At 35.2% G+C, this 22,721-nt stretch carries 16 protein-coding genes; 8 read left to right on the top strand and 8 right to left on the bottom strand.

Features of this window, described 5'->3' with window-relative positions; all coding sequences use genetic code 11:
* Positions 1–8 precede the first annotated feature (8 nt).
* The 6 genes from CGC52_RS04615 (at position 9) to CGC52_RS04590 (ending at position 6,652) form a co-directional block, all read left to right on the top strand.
* Complete coding sequence (locus CGC52_RS04615) at positions 9–1,106, top strand: glycosyltransferase family 4 protein (protein WP_095893572.1); 1,098 nt, start codon at positions 9–11, stop codon at positions 1,104–1,106.
* Positions 1,107–1,197: 91 nt separating this feature from the next.
* The gene (asnB, locus tag CGC52_RS04610; RefSeq protein WP_095893571.1) at positions 1,198–3,030 is read left to right on the top strand and encodes an asparagine synthase (glutamine-hydrolyzing); all 1,833 of its coding nucleotides are present in this window, start codon (positions 1,198–1,200) and stop codon (positions 3,028–3,030) included.
* A 12-nt stretch (positions 3,031–3,042) separates the two neighbouring features.
* On the top strand, positions 3,043–4,206 hold the full coding sequence (locus CGC52_RS04605) for a glycosyltransferase family 4 protein (RefSeq protein WP_198540572.1): 1,164 nt from the start codon (positions 3,043–3,045) through the stop codon (positions 4,204–4,206).
* Positions 4,199–4,804: a sugar transferase gene (locus tag CGC52_RS04600; RefSeq protein ID WP_042008897.1), complete on the top strand. Its 606-nt coding sequence runs from the start codon at positions 4,199–4,201 to the stop codon at positions 4,802–4,804. Before CGC52_RS04605 ends, CGC52_RS04600 begins: the two co-directional genes overlap by 8 nt.
* Before the next feature lie 2 nt (positions 4,805–4,806).
* Positions 4,807–5,457: a NeuD/PglB/VioB family sugar acetyltransferase gene (locus CGC52_RS04595; protein WP_042008895.1), complete on the top strand. Its 651-nt coding sequence runs from the start codon at positions 4,807–4,809 to the stop codon at positions 5,455–5,457.
* 61 nt (positions 5,458–5,518) lie between these two features.
* Positions 5,519–6,652: a DegT/DnrJ/EryC1/StrS aminotransferase family protein gene (locus tag CGC52_RS04590; RefSeq protein ID WP_111966934.1), complete on the top strand. Its 1,134-nt coding sequence runs from the start codon at positions 5,519–5,521 to the stop codon at positions 6,650–6,652.
* 428 nt (positions 6,653–7,080) lie between these two features.
* Here the strand turns inward: CGC52_RS04590 and CGC52_RS04585 are convergent, their stop codons facing one another.
* The 8 genes from CGC52_RS04585 to CGC52_RS04550 all read right to left on the bottom strand — a co-directional run bounded on the left by CGC52_RS04585 (position 7,081) and on the right by CGC52_RS04550 (position 19,887).
* A complete protein-coding gene (locus CGC52_RS04585; protein ID WP_095893570.1) occupies positions 7,081–10,356 on the bottom strand; it encodes a DUF2723 domain-containing protein in 3,276 nt (1,091 codons plus the stop codon).
* Between the two features lie 166 nt (positions 10,357–10,522).
* On the bottom strand, positions 10,523–12,121 hold the full coding sequence (locus CGC52_RS04580; protein ID WP_042005348.1) for a SusD/RagB family nutrient-binding outer membrane lipoprotein: 1,599 nt from the start codon (positions 12,119–12,121) through the stop codon (positions 10,523–10,525).
* Between the two features lie 9 nt (positions 12,122–12,130).
* A complete protein-coding gene (locus CGC52_RS04575) occupies positions 12,131–15,250 on the bottom strand; it encodes a SusC/RagA family TonB-linked outer membrane protein (protein ID WP_095893569.1) in 3,120 nt (1,039 codons plus the stop codon).
* Positions 15,251–15,933: 683 nt separating this feature from the next.
* A complete protein-coding gene (locus CGC52_RS04570) occupies positions 15,934–16,293 on the bottom strand; it encodes a diacylglycerol kinase (protein WP_369800750.1) in 360 nt (119 codons plus the stop codon).
* 30 nt (positions 16,294–16,323) lie between these two features.
* Positions 16,324–17,031 (bottom strand): polyprenol monophosphomannose synthase, encoded by a 708-nt coding sequence (locus CGC52_RS04565; protein ID WP_095893568.1) that lies wholly within the window; start codon positions 17,029–17,031, stop codon positions 16,324–16,326.
* 156 nt (positions 17,032–17,187) lie between these two features.
* Entirely contained in the window at positions 17,188–18,450 is a 1,263-nt protein-coding gene (locus CGC52_RS04560; protein ID WP_095893567.1) for a pyridoxal phosphate-dependent aminotransferase family protein, read from the bottom strand.
* A gap of 81 nt (positions 18,451–18,531) precedes the next feature.
* Entirely contained in the window at positions 18,532–18,777 is a 246-nt protein-coding gene (locus tag CGC52_RS04555) for a recombinase RecA (protein WP_095893566.1), read from the bottom strand.
* A 108-nt stretch (positions 18,778–18,885) separates the two neighbouring features.
* Positions 18,886–19,887 (bottom strand): PLP-dependent cysteine synthase family protein, encoded by a 1,002-nt coding sequence (locus CGC52_RS04550; protein WP_095893565.1) that lies wholly within the window; start codon positions 19,885–19,887, stop codon positions 18,886–18,888.
* Between the two features lie 383 nt (positions 19,888–20,270).
* Here CGC52_RS04550 and CGC52_RS04545 point away from each other — a divergent pair, with 383 nt between their 5' ends.
* Entirely contained in the window at positions 20,271–20,600 is a 330-nt protein-coding gene (locus tag CGC52_RS04545; protein WP_042007682.1) for a PadR family transcriptional regulator, read from the top strand.
* A gap of 3 nt (positions 20,601–20,603) precedes the next feature.
* On the top strand, positions 20,604–22,466 hold the full coding sequence (locus CGC52_RS04540) for a PspC domain-containing protein (RefSeq protein ID WP_095893564.1): 1,863 nt from the start codon (positions 20,604–20,606) through the stop codon (positions 22,464–22,466).
* Positions 22,467–22,721 lie beyond the last annotated feature (255 nt).

Raw genomic sequence — 22,721 nt, 5'->3', positions numbered from 1 at the left:
TACTTAAGATGAAGGTGTTACATGTAATAAATTCTTTAGGGACAGGAGGAGCCGAAAAATTAATCTTGGATACGCTTCCATTACTATCTCAAAAAAAAGGGGTAGAGATACATTTGGCTCTGTTGGATGCTAAAGCTTATCCTTTTTATGAGCAGATGAAAAAAAATACTAATATTAAAATAATAGAACTTTCTAAGGGAACCCCATATAATCCTCTGCTTATTTTTAAAATGATTCCCCTTTTGCGTGAGTATGATTTGGTACATGTGCATCTCTTTCCCGCTATGTACTTTGTAGCTTTTGCGAAATTATTATCTCTATCAAAAGTTAAGTTAGTATTTAGTGAACATAGTACATTTAATACTCGGACAAATAATATGCTATTATCAATATTAGATAAGAAAGTGTACAAGCTGTATGATCATTTAATAGCCGTTTCTCATGATGTAAAATCGGCTTTTGATAGATATTTGAATAAATTTCCTATAACTTTAATAGACAATGGAGTGAACTTATGTAGGATTTTTACTGCAAGGGGGTATGAAAAAGAAAAATTAGAAATAAAACAAATTGATAAAAATGATTTTTTAATTGCTCAAATCTCTGCATTTAGAATTGGAAAAAGGCAAGATATACTTGTAAAGGCTATGTCTTTATTACCAGAATCGGCTAAATTACTTTTAATAGGGGATGGACCAGATGAGAGAAAAAAGCAAATTAAAACTTTGGTAAAGGAGTTGGATTTAGAGCATCGTGTGTTTTTTTTAGGATTAAGGATGGATATTCCAGAGCTACTAAAAACGGTAGATGTTAATGTATTGTCTTCTGATTTTGAAGGATTATCTCTTTCGTCTATAGAAGGAATGGCATCTGAAAAACCTTTTGTAGCATCCGATGTAGAGGGGTTGAGAGATATAGTAAATGGTTCAGGAATTTTATTTGAGAATGAAAATTATAAAGAGCTATCATCAATTTTATTAAAACTGATGACTGATAAACAATTGGCGATAGAAGTAGGAAAAAAATGTAAAGAAAAAGCTAAGCAATATGATATTCAAAAAACCGTTGATCAAACATTTCAATTATATCAAAGGTTATTGAAATGAATATTACGATACATAAATTCACGGTATTTTCATGATATTTTAGTGGTATATACAAAGGGGGAATTAAAGTATTTTTTGTAACATTTTTATTATGAGCGGAATCAAGGGATTAATATATAAAAAAGCAGATTTGTTGTCTAAACAGCATTCGGAAGAGATGAATTTGAAAATTATTCATCCAAAACATGACGAGCACAGAATTTTCGTAGAGGAAAAAGAAAAACATACATATCCTGTTCATCTAGAAGAGCAGTCTAAAGTTCTTACTTTTGATGGGAGAATTTATAATTATTCTTCACTCAGAAAAAAATTAGAAAACCAAGGTTACCGTTTTAAAAATAAATCTGATACAGAATTAATACTTTATTTATATCAAGAATATGGAAATCAGTGCTTTAAAATGCTTGATGGTATGTTTGCTATTGCTCTATATGATAAAAGTAATGATAAAGTATTTATCGCTAGAGATTTCTTTGGAAATAAGTCATTATATTATACTCAAACACAAAATGGATTCGTTTGGTCATTAGAGTTGAAAGAAATTATTTCAACTTTGTCTCAAAAACCAAAAATTGATAAAATAGGACTGAATCTTTATTTTCAGTTGACTTATATTCCAGCACCTTTTACAATATATGAGGGGGTAAAGAAATTAGAAGCCAATAGCTTGCTGATCTATGATTTAAAAGCAGATACTTATTATATAGAACCTATTCATACAGATAAAGTTCAAAAACAAAATATAGACTTTTATTCCGCAAAAAAGAAAGTCAAGGATTTGGTTACTGAGAGTGTATTAGCCATGAGCGTTTCTGATGTGCCTTTGGGTACATTTCTTTCAGGAGGGGTAGATTCTTCTATTGTCAGTTTATGTTTGGCACAAAATACTGACCAGAAAATCAATACTTTTTCAATAGGTTTTGATAAAAAATCTTTTGACGAAACTGAAAAATCTAGAATGGTAGCTCAGTTGATAGGAAGCGAACACAATGAATTTGTTATTTCTCAGAAGGATTTAACACAACATTTAGATGCTATTTTATTGAATTTTGATCAGCCTTTTGCAGATTCTTCAGCTTTGCCAAGCTATATGGTAGCCAAAAAAACAAGTGACTTTGTAAAAGTGGCACTCACAGGAGATGGAGGTGATGAGGTTTTCGGAGGATATAACAAATATCGAATAGGAGCGATTAACCATAAGTACACTTCCATTGTACCTCAGTTTTTTCATAATAGCATTGTAAATATTTCGAATGTTTTTACTAAACAAAGGGAAGATCATAGAGGCTTGAAATTTAAAATAAGAAAAGCATTACAATCTATTAATTATGATGGTGAATTTTTTTATAATATCATTAAATTAGGTTTTCCAGAACATGAGTTAGATAGATATATGTTATCATCTTATTTTACGGAAAATCCTTTGAAATATTACAAGAGTCAGCTTCCTAAACCACAATCATTGTCTGATTTTAGACAGGTGGACAAAATGCTCAGTCTTGAAGGAGATATGATTGTTAAAGTGGATAGGACTAGCATGCTTGCTTCATTGGAGTGTCGTGCTCCTTTATTGACTCATGCTCTTTGGAATTATACACATTCATTGCCAGATCACTTTCTTCTCAAAGGAAATGATAAAAAAATAATTTTTAAAAAGGCTTTTGAAGACCAATTTCCTGAAGGATTTTTAGAAAAATCAAAGCAAGGATTCGGTGTACCTGTGGGGGATTGGCTGAAACAAGGTCTGAAAGATGAGCTACTTAGTTATATAGAAGATGGATTTCTTGAAAAACAAAATATTTTTAATGTTACAGAGATAAAAAGAATAGTGCTCAATCATGTGCAGAGTAAAGAAGATAATTCATTTCGAGTATGGACCTTCTATTGTTTTCAAAAATGGTATAAAAATATATATGATTTGTAATAAATATAGCTGATGAATCGAATTAAACTCTTCCGTATAACCACCGTCCCTATTTCTTTGAAGACCTTACTGAAAGGACAGCATCGTTTCATGTCTGATAACGGATTTGAAGTGGTGGGAGTGTCTTCTTTTGGAAAAGAATTAGGTGAGGTTTCAGAAGATGAGGGCATTCGTACCGTGGCTATTGAAATGTCGAGGCAAATCACTCCTTTACAAGATTTGAAGTCGCTTTGGAAAATGTGGAATTTTTTAAGAAAAGAAAAACCCGAAATTGTTCATACACATACCCCTAAGGCAGGTACTATAGGAATGTTGGCAGCAAAGTTAGCAGGGGTTCCTCATCGTTTGCATACCGTAGCCGGATTGCCATTGATGGAAGCCAAAGGAAATAAAAGAAAAATACTCAATTTTGTAGAGAAAATCACCTATTCCTGTGCTACAAAGGTTTATCCAAATTCTAAAGGCTTATACCATATTATTTTAGAAAATAATTTTACCACCAAAAACAAGCTGAAAGTAATTGCCAATGGTTCTTCCAACGGAATAAATACTGAGTACTTCTCTCCTGAGAGCATTTCTGACCAAGAAAAACAAGAGTTAAAAAAGACATTGAATATACAATCTGATGATTTTGTTTTTATCTTTGTAGGACGATTAGTTAGAGACAAGGGAATCAACGAATTGATAGTCGCTTTTTCTGAACTAAATTTACCTAATACTAAACTTTTATTGGTAGGAAGAGAAGAAAAAGATTTAGACCCTCTTGAAATCAATACTATTAAAGAAATACAGAAAAATGAAAATATCATAGCGGTTGGTTTTCAAAAGGATGTGCGTCCGTATTTTGCCATTTCCGATGGCTTGGTTTTTCCAAGTTATCGCGAAGGGTTCCCTAATGTGGTGATGCAAGCAGGGGCGATGGGATTGCCAAGTATTGTTTCCGATATCAATGGTTGTAATGAAATTATAGCGGAAGGAGAAAATGGATGCATTATCCCTTCCAAATCTGTAGAAGAACTGAAACTAGCAATGAAGAAAATGAGAGAGGATAAATCGTTGTATTATTCGTTGCAACAAAACAGTCGTAGAATGATTGTGGAAAGGTACCAACGAGAAGCAGTTTGGAAGGCTCTTTTAGAGGAGTATAACTTTTTAATAGCAGGGAGAAATGTATAAAACTTTCATAAAACCCTTTTTGGATTTCATTTTGGCACTCATTGGATTTTTACTGTTGAGTCCTGTGTTTATTATAGTTACGATAGGCTTATTTTTTGCCAATCAAGGAAAGCCGTTTTTCTTTCAGCTGAGACCCGGGAAAGATGGGAAGATTTTCAAAATCATCAAGTTCAAAACGATGAACGATAAAAAAGATGAACACGGAAATTTGCTTCCCGATGCGGATCGATTAACAAAAGTTGGTAGCTTTGTACGCAAGACCTCTTTAGATGAAATTCCGCAACTGCTGAATGTCATCAAAGGCGATATGAGTTTGATAGGGCCAAGACCGCTTTTACCCCAGTATTTGGAGCTTTATAATGAATTTCAGCGTAGAAGACATGAGATAAAACCAGGGATAACGGGCTGGGCTCAAATCAATGGAAGGAATGCCATATCGTGGCAGAAAAAATTTGAATACGATGTTTGGTATGTGGATAATGTAGGTTTTGGATTGGATTTGAAAATATTGTTTTTCACCATATTGAAAATAATAATTAGAGAAGGAATAAATCAAAAAGGTAAGGCTACAGTTGAAAGGTTTAATAGATACAATTAGGTATGAATAAATGTATTATAGTTGGAGCAGGAACTTATGGGCAAGTTTATGCTAAATATTTGAAAAGTGAATATGAAATTTTAGGTTTTATAGATGATAATGCACAACTGAAAGGCACAATTATTTCTCAGCTACCCGTTATAGGAAATCTTCAGTTTTTATTAGATGAAATGGACCGAAAAATAAAGGTGTTTGTGCCAATAGGAGATACGAGTAGTAGAGAAAGAATATTGAGAGAGGTTAGAAAGAATGGTTTTTCTACACCCAACTATATTCATTCTACCGTCAATATAGGTACAGATGTGATATTAGGAGATAGCGCAATTTATATTCTTCAAGGGGTAGTTATAATGCCTATGGCCGTAATAGATAACGATGTCATGATTAGTTCGGGAACAATAATTTCGCATCATGCTGTCATACAAAAAAATGTGTTTATTTCTTTTGGTGTTAACGTGGGAGCTTCTGTGTTAGTCAGAGAGAAGTCTTACGTTGGTATAGGAGCGACTATTATGACAGGTGTAAAACAAACAGGATATGATTGTCTTATAGGGGCAGGTGCTGTGGTGATTAGAGATGTTCCTGATTATGCTACAGTGGTAGGAAACCCTGCCAAGGTGATAAAGGTAAAAAATAATGCTCATGCACTATAATAGTGCAAAAAAATAAATAAAATGCACTTAGGTAGTGCAAAATTGTGAAAAACAAAATAAGATGAACACAAAAATATGGCTTTCCTCTCCGCATATGGGAGGTAATGAACTCAAGTACATACACGAGGCGTTTGACGAAAATTGGGTAGCTCCTTTAGGGCCGAATGTCAATAATTTTGAGCTAGATTTAGAGAAATTTATTGGAGAAAATACTAAGATTGCTGCCCTCTCGGCAGGTACGGCAGCTTTGCATTTGGCATTGATTATTCTTGGAGTAAAGGCAGGAGATGAGGTGATTTGCCAAAGTATGACTTTCTCCGCATCGGCAAATCCTATTGCCTATCAAGGGGCAACACCCGTATTCATCGATAGCGAACCCGAGACTTGGAATATGTGTCCGCAGGCTTTGGAAGAGGCTATCCAAGACCGCATCGTCAAAGGGAAAAAGCCCAAAGCGATTATCGTGGTGCATCTCTATGGAATGCCAGCAAAATTGGACGAGATTCTACAAATCGCCCAAAAACACGAAATTCCAGTAGTGGAAGATGCAGCAGAGGCACTTGGAAGTACTTATAAAGGGCAAAAATGCGGTTCGTTTGGAGAAATGTCTATTTTGAGTTTCAATGGAAATAAAATCATAACCACTTCAGGCGGAGGGGCTTTGGTGTGCAAAACTCAAGCACAGAAAGACCAAGCTGTATTTCTTTCCACTCAGGCAAGGGATAATGCTCCGCACTATCAGCATTCGCATATTGGGTACAACTATAGAATGAGCAATATTTCGGCGGGAATCGGTCGTGGGCAAATGGAAGTTTTGGAGGAAAGGATTGCTCAAAGAAGAGCCAATCACGAATTTTACAAACAGCTTTTCAAAGATATAGAAGGCATAACTTTATTCACCGAGCCGTCTTCGGATTTTTATTCCAACCATTGGCTTTCGGCGATTGTTATTGACGAGGACAAAGCAGGATTCCATCGTGAAGACTTGCGTTTGAAGTTTTTAGAGGAAAATATCGAGTCGCGTCCGTTATGGAAGCCGATGCACTTACAACCCATCTTTGCCGATGCCCCTTACTACGGTGGAAAAGTATCCGAAACCCTTTTTGACAACGGACTTTGCTTACCATCAGGCTCCAATATGACCGATGAAGAAAGAGAAAGGATAGCCAAGGTTATTCTTAAATTCCAATGGTAAGTGCAATTTTTTGGGATCGTTTTTCTCTCTTTTTTCTTTGGGCTAGCCCAAAGAAAAAAGAGAGAAAGTAAAAAAACTTTCTCTCTTCAAAAAAATGTTATTTCTTTGTCAAATAACCACATAAGACAATGAAGTATAAACATTTAACTTTGGAGCAAAGGTACGCGAAATAAAAGTATATCTTAAATGCAATAAATCACAAAAATTGGTATAATGGACAAAAATTAGGCTGTTTTTTAGTCTTAATTCACCACATTGCCGATATTAAAAACTGATTTTCAGGTTCTTTTACCGAGTTTCGGGATTGCTTGTGGTAGATATAGGGTATTAACTGATGTACAATATGTTATTAGTTTCACTTAACGTGTCGATTTAGGAAACCACAAATAAAAAGGTAGTCCGATACCCTTTAGAAAGACTTAGGTAGCTTATCGTTCCCCTTCAGTTTCTTTTTGTTCAGTTACTTGCTGTTCTTCAGGAATTTCCATTTGAATATGATCATATTCTTCCAACTCTTCTTCGCTGAGAAGCGGAGCTATCAGTTGACGAAGTAAGGCTTGTTGCTCTTTGTAGAACGTAGGGTCAACTTCCTCCATCTCAACTAGAAGAATCATATACAAACGAATTGTTCTGTCGACATTTGCATAATTTTCATACAATTCATTGGCGGACAGATTTAAATAGTAAGTCAATTCTTCTTGATATTTTTTCACTACTTTTTCTGCTAATGTACGCCCTTTTTCAGCTTCACCTACTTTGTAATAATTTGTTATATAAGGATTTAAATAAAAATAATTGTCATAATATTCCATAGGTAGGTTTTTCATAACTAAATCCAGTACATTTTTCGCTTTTTCGATTTTATCTTGTTCAATTAGTTTTTCAATCAAACGTGCTAAATGTCCACGGAAAACATTACTATTTCGGCGAGTTTCAATATCATGATATATTTCTGAACTTCCCATATTACCCCATTTCCATTTCATGACAATGTCATACATCAATTCAGTGTCAATACGACCGATATCGTACGGATTTTCTTTATCGATTGCTGTTTTTATTGGCACTAGTTTGTACACAAACCCATCTAATTGCAAATAATCCTTCAACCATATATATTCCTGATCTTCAGAACTTCCACCTGTGAAATAAATTGGACGTTTCCAATCGTTATTTGCTAAAATATCCAATTTTACCAAGCGAGCTTTATCCAAATATGGAGGTAAAGTGAGATCAATATAATCTACAATTAAATCCGCATCTTCAGGTTTTACTAAACCGCTTTTCAGAACATTTTCTTTGTTAACAGGAATACGAATTTTATTTGTTGGGTAATATTTTATTGTTCTTCCATTGGTAAGTTCTTGCTTGGTTTTAGGGTCTTCACTCGTTATCCAATTCATAAAATCCTTAATGTTCCAAATATTTTCAGTTCGTGGAATGTGGTGTACAACCTCGTTTATTCCGTGAGCATACTGACTGTGAACTAATTGAGATGGAATAGCATCACTTTCGTAAGCCTTGCGTTTCATCTGGTCTATGTACCAGTCCGTTTGTAAGAGACTAGTGTTGATGGTACGAACATCGGTGCGATAACCTTCTATTTCTTGTGCATACCACAACAAGAAAGTGTCATTATCTCCAATGGTAAAAATCATTGCTCCTACATCTTCTTGGATTGAATCTAAATAAGCATGAGCCATTGCTTGTGCTGAGTATTTTCCAGAGCGATCATGGTCGTCCCAATTTTGGTACGCCATCAATGTTGGTACCGATAAGAAGGTTAGAACTATTACCAAAGGTGCTGATAATTTAGGGTTTACATGTCTTCTAATCATATCAAATAAAGCATACACACCTACTCCAATCCATATTGCGAAAGCGAAAAAGGAACCTACTAACGCATAGTCACGCTCTCGCGGTTCGAAAGGTTTTTCGTTAAGATACACCTTCAGTGCTAATCCAGTAAACATAAATAATACGAATATTACCCATGTTTTTCGCTCACTACGGGTATACATAAACCATAGTCCCACAAGTCCCAGAATTAATGGTAGGAAAAAATAGGTGTTTCGTGCTTTGTTATTCAGCACATCGGAAGGCAAGTTATCCTGTGAGCCTAAACGTATTTCATCGATGAATTTAATACCACTGAGCCAACGTCCATGGTTATCTTGCTTACCTTGGATATCATCCTGACGTCCAACAAAATTCCACATAAAGTAACGCCAGTACATATATCCCATTTGATAGCTCAACATATAGTACATATTATCAGTAAAGCTAGGTTTTTCGATATCTAAATATTCTCGAAAACGAGTCAAAAAACGGTCATATTCTGCTGTACTGATTCTACCTCTCTCCACATCTTTTTTGAATTTATCCACTGCTTGATATAATTCTTTATGCGAAAAATATTCAGGTTTTATGTTGAATTTTAAATAGTTAGTGATTTGCATGTAGTTGTCGGCATGTGATGGATGCCACATACGAGGCAGAAGCCCAACGTGTTTAGAGTTAGGGGATTGCACGGTGTTTTTATAGTCGTTTACAATCACATACTCATTTTTCACGTAATCTCTTTCATATTTTGGTTGTCCGTCTTCATATGGATTTTCTTCATCCAAATCAGCGTATTTGTCAGAATACATAGGCCCATAAAATAGGTGGGTTTTAGGATATTGTTCCAATCTGTAGTAAGCTAATAACAAACGAGCATCGGTAGGGCTATTTTCATTAATTACCACATCCGCATTGGCACGAATCGGGATCATTAACCACGATGAAAATCCAATCAACACAAACAAAATACATAACGTAATGGTTTGCAAATACACCTTTTTGTGTTTATAAGTATAGCGTAGTACTAAGAAAAATGCTAAAGCTATCGACAATCCTGCGATGATTGTTCCGGAGTTAAAAGGCAGACCAAATGAGTTGACAAAAAATACTTCTAAATATCCAAAATAAGCCAAGGTGTAAGGAAGTATTAATTTGAAAATTAACAACAAAACAGCAATTGAAACCACATTGGCAATCACGAAGTTTTTGAACGTTTTTTTAAAGTTACTATTAAAGAAATATAACATCCCGATAGCAGGAATGGTAAGTAAAGCCATGAAATGTACTCCAAAAGACAAGCCAATCACAAATGAAATCAAAATCAGCCATTTATCACCACGTTCACTATGCAGGTTATCTGTCCATTTGATCCCTAACCAAAACATAGCTGCCATAAAAAGCATCGCCATAGCATACACTTCAGCCTCAACAGCATTGTACCAAAAACTGTCAGAAAAAGTATAGGCCAATGCTCCAACAAAACCACTTCCTAAAATTGCAATTCCCTGAGCTGTGGATATAGCTTCTCCGTTCTTAGTAACAATTTTCCTAGTGAGGTTAGTGATAATAAAATATAAAAACAATATGGTAAATGCACTTGAAAAGACGGACACGTAGTTTACAAACAAAGCTACATTTTCTGCTTCAGGAGCAAAAAAAGCAAAGAAAGCTCCCATCATTTGGAAAAAAGGAGCTCCTGGCGGATGTCCCACTTGTAATTTCGCAGCAGTGGAAATATACTCCCCACAATCCCAAAAACTCACCGTAGGTTCAACAGTTAATCCATAGACTATCAATGCGATAGCAAACGTAAACCACCCGACAATTAGGTCGTATTTTTTAAAATCGTTATTCGTAAACATCTTGATTTTTGTGTATTATCTATTTGAAAAGTGCGAAGATACAAATAATTTTTAAAAAATCCCTCAGAATGAATAGATTCCTTTGGAACAGAGGATACTACTAACGGCAATAAAAAAACAAGACCACTCCGAAGAGTAGCCTTGTTTCGAATTATAGAGTAATTGTCTACTTCGCCCAAATCAATTTATGTGTCATTGAGTCTTCGCTCATTCCCATATTTTGAAGAGCCTTCATATAATTTTCTTTATTCAATTGGCTATATCGAGCCGAATAAAGCAAACGTGCAGGCAAATCGGTTACTCCTTGAACCAATGAATTAAATACATAATTAGTAATATCTGGTTTGTCTTGCCGTCTAATTGGAGCTACCAAATCATACGTTTGCCCAACTTTATTAAGCGTATTAGGAAATCCTGTTCTACGATATTCACTCCAAGCCTCATAGGGTTGCATATACAAAGCGATATATTTTTGTGTAATTACATTTTCTTCATTCGCAGGAGTTAATCCAGCTACAAATGTAGCAGATTTTGCACCATCAACGCCCCAACGCTCCATAGAAGCCTCTACACCTTTTTTGTACCAAGCATCGTCCCAACCATTATTTTCTGAAAGCAAGAAACATACCTCAGCATATTCCATTAAAACTTCTGTGTAGTCAGGTTTTAATACATTATAACTAAAAGATGATACTCCAAAACCTCTTTGTGAAGCTGTGTAGGAGTTAGCAATACCATAAGGCATACCTACATAATCCGCTAAATCATCACTCTCTGCATAACTTTGAGCCTTTACTTGAGAAATTCTGGCAGTACGAGGTGCTGCATATTTTTGTAAACGCGGATCAACTCCATACGAACCTCTTTCTCCTTTTAGAAGCTCAACAAAGGAACTTGATACAGAAAAATCATTTCGTGCATCGACAAAGAAAGCTGTGTACATAGGAGATGGAGCTACTTCATTGTTTTCGTACGTTAGTCCTACTGTATCATCGTTAGACTGCATAACACCACCAGCAATCGCCTCTGTGATATGTGTTTGAGCAATCGTCGATAAGGCTGGTACATTCTTCACTCGGTTAGCAATACGCAAACGCAATGAATTAGCAAAGCGTTTCATTTTACCTACAGAACCAAACAAAGCGTCTCCCTTTGTAAATACTCTACTGTTATCACTCCCAACAGTCATCGCAACGGCTTCTTTCAATTCTTTAAGAATGTCTGTATAGATTTTTTGTTGAGAAACATATACAGGCGTAAATGTTTCATCTATATTTAAAGCCTGAAATTCAGGGTCGCTATTTCCGTAAGAATAGTATGGTACATCTCCGAAAGTATCAACTAAATTACTAAATACGTAAGCCAACATAATGCGGGCTGCCGCAACCTGATTTTCATTTTCGCCAAAATTTGATGCGTATAGCTTAGTTTCTTCGGAAGTATTTAGCTCAATGAGTGTTTTGTAATTTTTTGCTGCCAAATAATATCCCGACCATAAGTTATCACCAGAAGTTGGGCGATATTGGTATCTGTCTTCTTCCGTATAGTTTCTTTGTGCGGAATACTGTACCCATTGCAATGCCACACGTCCAGAGGTAAAAGCACCACGCGTACCATCCATCAATGATTTGTTTGCTCCATTAAATACAGCATACGAAATAAAGGCATCGGGGCTGTTAGGGTTTGTATTGATTTCCTCAAAATCCTTGTTGCAACTTGTTAGTGCAACCAACCCCCCTACTAATAATGTATATATTTTTTTCATGTCTTACTCTTATAATTTAATTTGAACGCTCATACCATAAGTTCTTGTTGATGGCAACGAACCAGTATCAATTCCTTGTACGTTTCCACTTCCATAAGAAGCCTGCTCGGGGTCAAAACCTTTGTAATCAAGCCCTGTTGTCCATAAGTTTCTACCATAGGCTGATAGAACAAGTTCCTTAATATGTTTGTTTTTTGGCAAATCTACCGTATATGAAAGTGATATGTTTCTCAATTTCAAATAGGTTGCATCAAAAACACTCTGAGCTCGAACCCCTGTATAGTGGCTTGCTCCCCAAGCTGCCACATCAGCTTTCGTTGTGTTTGGTTGCCCATCAGCAGTTACTCCGCTTAACACGACTCCTGCTTCACGAATGTCGCCTTCAGCAGTTTCTTTCAACATCCCTGAGTACATCCCGAACATATGGTTGGTTGAGAAATACTTTCCTCCTTTTTGAAAATCAAATAACACAGAAAGGTCAAAGTTTTTGTAACGGAATGTGTTGTTAAGCCCCATGTTGTAATCTGGAATTATAGAACCTAATGATTCCACATTACCTTTCACGTAAAGTCCATTGCTTCCAACAATAGGCTGCCCTGTACCTTCATGGAATTTGTAGTTAGTGGTGTACAATTGCCCGTAAGTTTCTCCTTCCACAGCGTTTAGTATTGTACTACTAAAGAAGCTCGCTAACTGGTACACTTTCATTTGTGGGTGCAACTCTAACAATTTGTTGTTGTTTTTAGCAAAATTCCAAGTTACGTCCCATGAAAAATCATCTGTTTTTACAGGAGTAGCACTCAAACTTACCTCAATACCTTGATTTTGCATTGACCCTGCGTTGAGATATTTATACGCATATCCTGTTGAAGGATCTGTAGTCAAAGGTAAAATCAAATCTTTGATTTTGGTATCGTAATACGTTATGTCAAGCCCTACTCTATTTCTAAACAATTTAAGCTCTAAACCAACCTCTTGTGTCGTTTTAAGTTCTGGTAATAAATTTGGAGTGTTCTCTGTAGTTGGATTGGCATAACGAGATGCCCCCAAAAACGAATCACTCACTACAGGATGAGTTTCTAATCGATAAGGCCCTGTGTCATTACCCACTTGAGCCCACCCTAAACGTACTTTACCGAACGATAACCAATCCGCTTTCGCTACCGAAGAGAACACGAACGATCCAGTTACTGATGGATAAAAGACAGGTTTTGAAACCGTTGAGAACCAGTCATTTCTCCCTGTTGCTTCCACAAATAACATCTCTTTAAAGCCTAATGAAACCATTCCGTAAACACTGTTAGTCCTTCTCCAACTTTCATAATTGCTCCCTCTGGGGATCGCAGTACTATTAGCTAAATTGTAAAAATTGGGTTTTACCAAACCTCCAACAGTTGTTCCGTGTACATAATTGTAACGAGCCTCTCGGCGAGACACTCCTACGAATGAATTTATACTAAAATTGTTACCTATTTTCGGGTCAAAATGCAAACGAGCCTCATAGTTAAAATCCGATGAATTTCGGTTTATACTTGTGAAATACGATTGTGCTTGTGAGCCTATGGCTACATGTTCTTTAATAGCAAACGAATACACATCGCCATATACATTCCCCACAGCATATAATTTATCAGTAATATTATAAGTTACTCCCACATTACCGAAGAAACGATGACGTTTGTCCTCAGCTGTATTTTCGTAGGCAATCCAATACGGGTTGTCGGAATACAAAGGTGTAGGATCATCCCAAGCAACTCTGTTCCAAGAACGTTGTTCACCTGTTATCGGATTTTTGTAATCGCGTAACTTTTTCATATCCAATTGGCGTTGTCCCCATTGGTAAAATTTTTGGGCTACTGAGTTATCGTTATACCCTTGATCCTGACGGTTAAATCCGTTAGTAAAAACATAATTCAAACCTCCATCTACTTTAAATTTCTCACTTAATTTAGAACCGAAATTAAACGATAAAGTCGATTTTTTCAAATGCGAATTAGGAACAATACCTTCGGTTTTGGCAGTACTTGCCGATAAACGTAAATTCGTTGCTTGGATAGATCGCGTAATTGACACTGAATTAGAAGTAGTTACCCCTGTACGGAAAAACGAATCTACATCATTTTCAGAGGCTTTCCAAGGCACTTCTTTTAAATAATCATTTGGAAATGCTTCTTTATCAAACGCATACCAAGGCAAATAAGGTTGATTATCAAATTTAGGCCCCCAGCTCTCATCCGTTGAATATTCTGCAACATTATAGTCTTTACCGTTGATATTTACCGTTTGAAATTTATCAGATGAACCCCCTCCATATCTGTTTTGTAAGATTGGAGCAATATACGTCGATTCAAAAGTAATTCCTGATTTTACATCTACAGAGGTCTTTCCTTTTTTACCTGATTTTGTGGTATAAACGATTACCCCGTTACCACCACGGCTTCCGTAAAGAGCTGTGGCAGGACCTCCTTTAAGCACGGTAACTGACTCAATATCATCAGGATTAATATCTGCCGAAGCATCACCATAATCACGTCCTCCCAAACTTGAAGAGTTGTAGTTGCTGTTGTTCATCGGAATTCCATCTACAACAATAAGCGGACGGTTATCTCCAGTCACTGAACCAATTCCACGAATGGTAATACGCGTTGAACCTCCCATAGATGAAGAAGCCGTAACTTGCACTCCCGCGACGTTTCCTGACAAAGCACTAATAGCATTTTGTTGTCCTGCTTTGGAAAGTTGGTCTCCATCAACTTTTTGTGTGGCATACCCTAACGATTTTTCGTCACGTGAAACTCCCATAGCCGTAACCACTACCTCTTCCAATTGCTCTACTTCTTCTTCCATCACAACATCAATTTTAGTTGTTGATGCTTGAACTGATTTATCTACTGATCTTAATCCCAACCCAATGAAATGAAGAATATCTCCTACTTTCGCTTTGATTGAATAATTCCCATCAAAATCAGTTGCGACTCCTTTAGTGGTACCTTTCACTGTAACAGTTACTCCTAACAAAGGGTGACCTGACTCATCCTTTACTGTACCGGTAATTGTTTTTTCTTGTGCAAATGTGAATTGCAAAGCGAAGAAAAACAACGACATCGTCCAAATTAATTTTTGCTTCATATCTATATTTCTTTTACGTTAGTGATGCAAAGGTTTATTTTTTTTATGTAAAAAACAAATTTGACAATAAAAATTCATAAAAAAAGAGCTAAATAGTGAATTAAATCTGTGAAAAAGGTATTTTATTGATGAATGTTTATTTTTTTATTTAATAAAATGATAAATATCAATTTTTGTTCATCTTATATTGTGATATATCTAATTATTTTAAAAAGTAATTAAAAATATCATCTCATTTTTTTTGTTTAATTAATATGTTGATATTTAGTTTATTAAGTTTGTATGTGTTAAGTGTAATTACAAAATGAATATGGAATAAAATATAAAAATTAACTATTTTTAATAACTTAAACAGCTGTGAGAGAAGTTAAAAGTGTATAAAAAATATAGTTTCGATAAAAGAAATGGCATCTTACCTAGTTTATATAGCATAAGAAGAATATGATTTCCAAAGCGTAGATAGGTTTAAAGTTCCTAATCCTATGAAAGACGGGATGAATCTCACAGAAAATTGCTGTTCTACAAAGTAATTTATAAGTTCAAAAATCTTTGTATTACCGAAATAAACTTTTAAGACAAACCTTTATTTTTCAGATTTTTGCCGAATTTTAAGAATAGTTTGTAGTAAATGCACTGGGTGTTTTGCTGATATAGAATACTTTATAGAGTATTCTAATGTTTTTTTAGAAGAAATAAGGAAAGTAAATAATTGCCAAAACGATAGTTACTGAACCAACCATAAAACCCACTGCTCCCGCTGCAATGTCCTTAATATCACCTATTTTTTTATGGTAATCAGGATGAATGAAGTTACAAATTTCCTCAATAGCTGTATTTAGACTCTCAACCGTTAGCACCAAACCGCAACCGATGATTTGTACAATCCATTCGGAAGGTGTAATGCCTACATAAAACCCTAAAAAAGTAAGAAACAGCGTAATAGTAACATGCACAATTATGGGAGATTCCTTACGGATTAATCGCCACATGCCTACAAAAACATAGTATAAACTCCTGATTCTATTTCGAATAAACGCTATTATCACTTCAATAATTTTAGTCTCTCTGCAAAGTTAGAAAATATTTCGTAATTTCATAGCTATAACTCCCCAAATAGCTTCCTTGATAATATTTCCATTCATTTTAGATTTTCCTCTCACACGATCAGTAAAAATAATCGGAACTTCAGAAATTTTAAATTTTTTAATGTAAGTTTTATATTTCATTTCAATTTGAAATGCATAGCCTACAAATTCGATTCCATCCAAGTCAATAGATTCTATTACCTTTCGGGAATAGCAAACAAACCCTGCAGTTGGGTCATGAATTTTCATTCCAGTGATAATTTTCACATATAAGGATGCCCCGTAAGATAACAAAATCCTCGAAAGAGGCCAATTCACCACATTGACTCCCTTCACATAGCGTGAGCCTATAGCAACATCACTCCCATTTTGGGTACATTCTGTATATAATCGCAATAAATCGGCGGGATTATGTGAAAAATCAGCATCCATTTCAAAAATATAGTCATAATTACGCCTCAAAGCCCATTTGAATCCATGAATATAGGCTGTTCCTAGGCCTTTTTTCTCTGTTCTAACCTCCAAAAAGAGTCTTTCTGAGAATATTTGTTGAAGTTCACGAACCTTTTGACTCGTTCCGTCAGGAGAATTATCATCTACAATCAGAATATGAAATTTTTCCGATTGGTCAAAAACTGCCTTAATGATAGCTTCAATATTTTCAATTTCGTTATATGTAGGAATGATTACAAGCATTTAAAAATGTTGGGACGAACTAAATTCGTCCCATATAGAAATTCGTATTAAACAGTTCGCTGTATAAATAAATACTCTCGTGAATTTTTGAGAATATTGACAACTCAAAATCCGAGAAATGAATTATATGTAGTAAAAGTTTACTATCGGAAGAAATTACATATGTCCCATTTGTTCGGCTAGTTCTGCATTTTGTTTACGATATTGACCGCTTTGCAATTTTTCACGAATAGCCGAAAAAGCTTCTAATGTTTCTTCAATATCCTTCATGGTATGTGATGCGGTTGGAATCATACGTAACAAAATCATTCCTTTCGGAATCACTGGATATACCACAATGGAAAGGAAAATACGGTAGTTTTCACGCAAATCATTGACCATTGCCATTGCCTCTGGGATACTGCCCTCTAGGAATACGGGTGTGACACAAGTATTCGTATCTCCAATATTGAATCCTCTAGCTTTCAAACCATTTTGTAATGCATTCACATTTTCCCAAAGTTTTTGCTTTAACTCAGGCATGGTTCGTAGCATCTCTAAGCGTTTTAATGACCCCTTCACGAAAATCATCGGCAAGGCTTTGGCAAACATCTGTGAACGTAGGTTGTACTTCAAATAATCGATAATCTGTTGATCTCCAGATACAAATGCTCCAATTCCAGCCATTGACTTAGCAAAAGTCGAGAAATATAAATCAATTTTATCTTGAACGCCTTGTTCCTCACCAGCTCCAGCTCCCGTTTTTCCGAGTGTTCCAAATCCGTGAGCATCATCTACTAAAATCCGGAAACCATATTTTTCTTTGTGAGCCAAAATTTCTTTCAAAATTCCTTGTTGCCCGCGCATTCCAAATACACCTTCGGTGATAACTAAAATACCCCCTCCTGTAGTGTCCGCAATTTTCTTTGCTCGTTCAATGTTTTTCAAGAAACTTTGTTCATCGTTGTGTTTGTAGGTAAATCGCTTTCCAAAATGCAATCGCACTCCATCTATAATACATCCATGAGAATCAACATCGTACACGATTACGTCATTTTTAGTTACAAGAGCATCAATAATAGAAACCATACCTTGATACCCAAAATTGAGTAAATAAGCAGCTTCTTTCTGTGTGAATTCTGCTAATTGACGCTCTAACTCCTCGTGCATCGAAGTATGTCCACTCATCATTCTCGCTCCCATTGGATACGCAGCTCCATATTCGGCCGCTGCCTCAGCATCTATCTTACGAATTTCAGGATGATTCGCCAAACCTAAATAATCATTAATACTCCAATTCAGGATTTCTTTACCCTGAAATTTCATTCTTGGACCCAGTTCACCCTCTAATTTTGGGAATACGTAGTACCCCTCGGCGTGAGAAGCCCAACGCCCAATATTTCCTTTATTGTCTTTAATTCTCTCAAATAAATCCTTCATCTTATAGTTATATTTTAATGTAATTTTGTTGTATCTTCCTGGCAGAAAATGTTTATTTTACACTCTTAAAAATTTTTGTTCCTACAGGGGTTTCATCTTTTCTTCTGCCCAATAGATTGCCTCTTCAGCGGCTTTACGTGCTTGAGGACTGTTTTTATAGCAACTACTTTTGGTAATTTGTGAACCTGCTAACAGAATAAAATCGACCGATGCTTCTGCAAGTTTGTCTACTGAATCAAATCCCATTTGCTCCAAACGGTTTACAAAAGTATCTCCTATTCCTTTGATTGCGGTAAGTTCTTTTCGTTCTTGTGCTGTGAAAGGCATATGTCTAAATTATTTTTGTTTTATGGAATCACAAAATCCGCAATCCTTGTTTTTATGGTAAAATATGTACTCGAAAAGTACTAATAGCAATGCTGTAATTCATTCACTTCACAGAAATCCTTGTTGTTTCATCCATTCGTTATTGTAAATCTTGCTCATATAACGAGATCCATGATCTGGAAATAGTACCACTATCACACTATTTTCATCAAATTTACCCATTTCGGCATATTGTTTCACCGCCTGCATAGCCGCTCCACAAGTGTATCCCATGAAAAGACCTTCACTTCGAGCCATCTCACGAGCCATCAAAGCACTTTCTTTGTCAGTTACTTTGACAAATTCATCAATAACATCAAAATCGGTTGCGGTTGGAATGAGGTTTTTACCCAAACCTTCAATTTTGTATGGATATATTTCAGCGGGGTCAAATTCACGTGTTTCATGATATTTTTTGATGGCAGAACCATACGCATCTACTCCTAATATTTTTACATTCGGATTTTGTTCTTTCAGGTAGCGTCCAATACCTGATATTGTACCTCCTGTACCACTACAAACTACCACGTGGGTCACCCTACCCTGTGTTTGTTCCCAGATTTCCCGTCCTGTGGAATGGTAATGTGCTTGTATGTTTAACTCATTGAAATACTGATTTATATAAACGGAATTAGGTGTATTCTCATGGATTTGTTTAGCCACTTGATAGTAGGAACGTGGATCATCAGGAGCTACATTGGACGGACATAGGTGTACCTCTGCACCCAAAGCCTCAAGCATTTCAACCTTATCCATAGATGATTTATCACTGATAGCGATAATACAACGATATCCTTTTATTGCACCTATCATTGAAAGACTAAACCCTGTATTTCCTGAACTGGTCTCCACGATAGTGCTACCAGCTTTGAGCAATCCATTTTTTTCGGCTTGGTCGATGATATAGGCAGCAATACGATCCTTAGATGATTGCCCGGCATTAAAAGCTTCAATTTTAGCAAAAAATTGTCCTTTGAGGTCTTTGGTTATTTTATGAAGTCTTACAAGAGGAGTATCGCCTATCAAATCAAGTAGGCTATCGTAAACACGCAATGATTTATCTGCTTGCATCTTTAATATATTAAAAATTAATGCAAAGATACGAAATCAATTACGAATTAGCAACCTCGTTTTATGAAATTCGTTGCAAAAATGTGCTTTATTCTCAAAAAAAATAATCATCATACGGAGGCGAAAAGCTACATTCTAAAATAAGGTATTTCACTCTTTGGTTTAGCACATAGGTCAGCCTCTCCATTAAAAGTAAATATTTTAGTACTATGTATTGCATAGTATTATTTTTTGTTATATATTTGCCACAACAAAGTACTAAAAAATGAAAACATGTAATGATAAAGCAGAAAAAAGCATAAATAGTATTATTTACAAGGAGTAAAACACAAGCAAAAACCTTTAATCTTCGAATTTTTAATTTTTAAATCTTTAAATTTCTTATGGAAGTAAACACAGAAAAAACAAAAACTCAAATGCGTAAAGGCATTTTGGAGATGTGTATTCTTTCCATCATCAGCAAGCAGAATGAAGCGTATGTTTCAGACATTATTGAAAACCTTAAAGCAGCTGATATGATTGTAGTTGAAGGTACGTTATATCCACTTTTAACGCGACTGAAAAATGAAAAACTATTGGACTACAATTGGAAAGAATCGACTTCGGGACCTCCCCGAAAGTATTACGAACTGACCGATAATGGGAAAATCTTTCTCCAAGAAATCGTCAAAACGTGGCACGAATTACAAACAATGGTAAACAAAATTATTTAAGTTATGGACAAAACACACAATATTAGTTTAGGCGGATTTGCTTTTTTGATAGAAGATAGAGCCTATCAACAGCTTTTAAAATATTTGAATGACGTACGCAAATCTTTAGGTAACACATCTGATACTGAAGAAATTATATACGACGTGGAACAACGTATGGCGGAATTACTAAAAACTCAAATGAAAGGCAGAGAGGTAATTGTCAGTCAAGATGTCGTCTATTTGATAGATGTTTTGGGAACACCCGAGCAATACATTGATGAGGAAGCATCACACGACTATTGTTTTGAAGAAATGGATAGAGATACTAAAAATCAATACAATACATCCGATCTGAAAGGAGCAATGAATAAGATACCTAACTTTTTCAGACATAAGAAACTCTTCCGTGACTTAGAAAACAAACGTTTGGCTGGTGTTTTCTCCGGATTGTCGCATTATTTAGACATGGAAGCTGTTTGGCTGAGGATTCTCTTTTTAAGTGTATATTTGTTAATGCTGGTAATTCCAAAACTGTACTACTTATATCCATTTTACGCAATGATTTGGACTTCGGTTTATCTCTTGTTTGCTTCGATTATTCCGATTGCTAAAACCACAGCCGATAAATTGGCAATGCGAGGCAAAGAAGTGAACATTGACACGCTTTCATCCGCAAAAGAAAGCTATGATTCGGACAAAATTCGTATGCGATTAAACAAACAGAAAGGCAAATTTTTAGGAGTTTTTGCAGGGATGAGTGAATATTACAACTGGGACGTAACGTGGTTGCGAATTGGTTATGCTTTGTTAGTTTTATTAAGTCTACCATTTAAAGAAGCTTTATTTTCTTTATTTTGTGTTATTTTGTATGTAATGTTATGGTTATCAATGAATAACCCTAAAAATAATTTTTTAAAAGCAGACGCAGAAACCTCCGAAAATTCAGAAAAAGCTGAGTTTAAATTTGTGCCAAAAAGCAACAATTTTAGTTTTTGGGGAATCGTCAGAGGTTTTTTTAAAGGGATTTTCTATTTCATTACAGCGATTATTTTGAGTATTTTGCTAGTGCTATTTGTTGGTTTATCTTTAGCATTTTTCGGAATAAACATATTCTTTTTAGGAACGATGGGAGGGACAATGCTGGTATATGACTACCTACCGTTTTTGATTGAAACAAAATGGGAATTAGTATTGCTTTATGTGTCAATATCTATGTTGTCATTTGTAGCATTATTCGTCCCTATAAAACTGTTAATCAATCTATTCTCCTCTAAAAAAGCCACATTTCCAAAGAAATGGATTGTTACAAACGTAATCCTGTTTTTTGTAGGAATTATTGGAATGAGCATTGTTGCAGGTAGCACAATCCGTAGTTTTAAAGCCTATACATTTGACACTCAAAAATATAGTTTACAAAATTCGGACAACACCTTAGTTCTGCAAAATGCTCGTAGCCAGTTTATGCTGTTAGATGATGTTTTTTCCTCAAACTATGTAGATCATGACGGGAGTATGTTTATGTATCACAACGAGAATATTGAAATTTACGTAACTGATAAACAGCCCTATTTGGAGGTTATGAGAACTACCAGAGGAGGAAACATTCCAAAAGCTAAAATCAATATTGATAAGACTTTATACCCGTTGGAAATCAAAAACGACACTATTTTGTTACCTAATCATTATAAAATTGAAAAAGGAGGACTTTTCAGAGGACAGGAAATACGCATAAAGTTATATCTTCCTGAAAAGAAGAAAATTACATTTGATAGATATTCTAAAACAGTTGTGTGGTTCAATAAAAAGTTTACAAGGGTAATGGGCAATAAAGAATATGTTGTAACCAAAGAAGGATTACAAGAGGAGCCTACACTTCTTAATTAAAAACTTAAGGAAATAGTACTTTTTAACATATTCCGATTCGTGTAATCGTGTCTTAAATATAGTTAAAATTGTTTTTTAACAATATTTACTCGATATTATTACAAAATAAACGAACTTAAAAATAAAATATTGATAATCAGTGTTTTATTTTTATAAAAACAACACATTGGATTATTTTACAGCAAAATATATTTTTAATCAAAATCAGCAGAAATAATTTTATTTTACGTATAATATTAATTAAATGACAAACAA

Origin of the sequence: Capnocytophaga sp. H2931, assembly GCF_002302535.1 — a bacterium.
GTDB classification, from domain to species: Bacteria; Bacteroidota; Bacteroidia; order Flavobacteriales; family Flavobacteriaceae; genus Capnocytophaga; species Capnocytophaga canis.
Note: the sequence above shows the minus strand (reverse complement) of the source record. Positions and strands in the feature narration are given on the sequence as shown.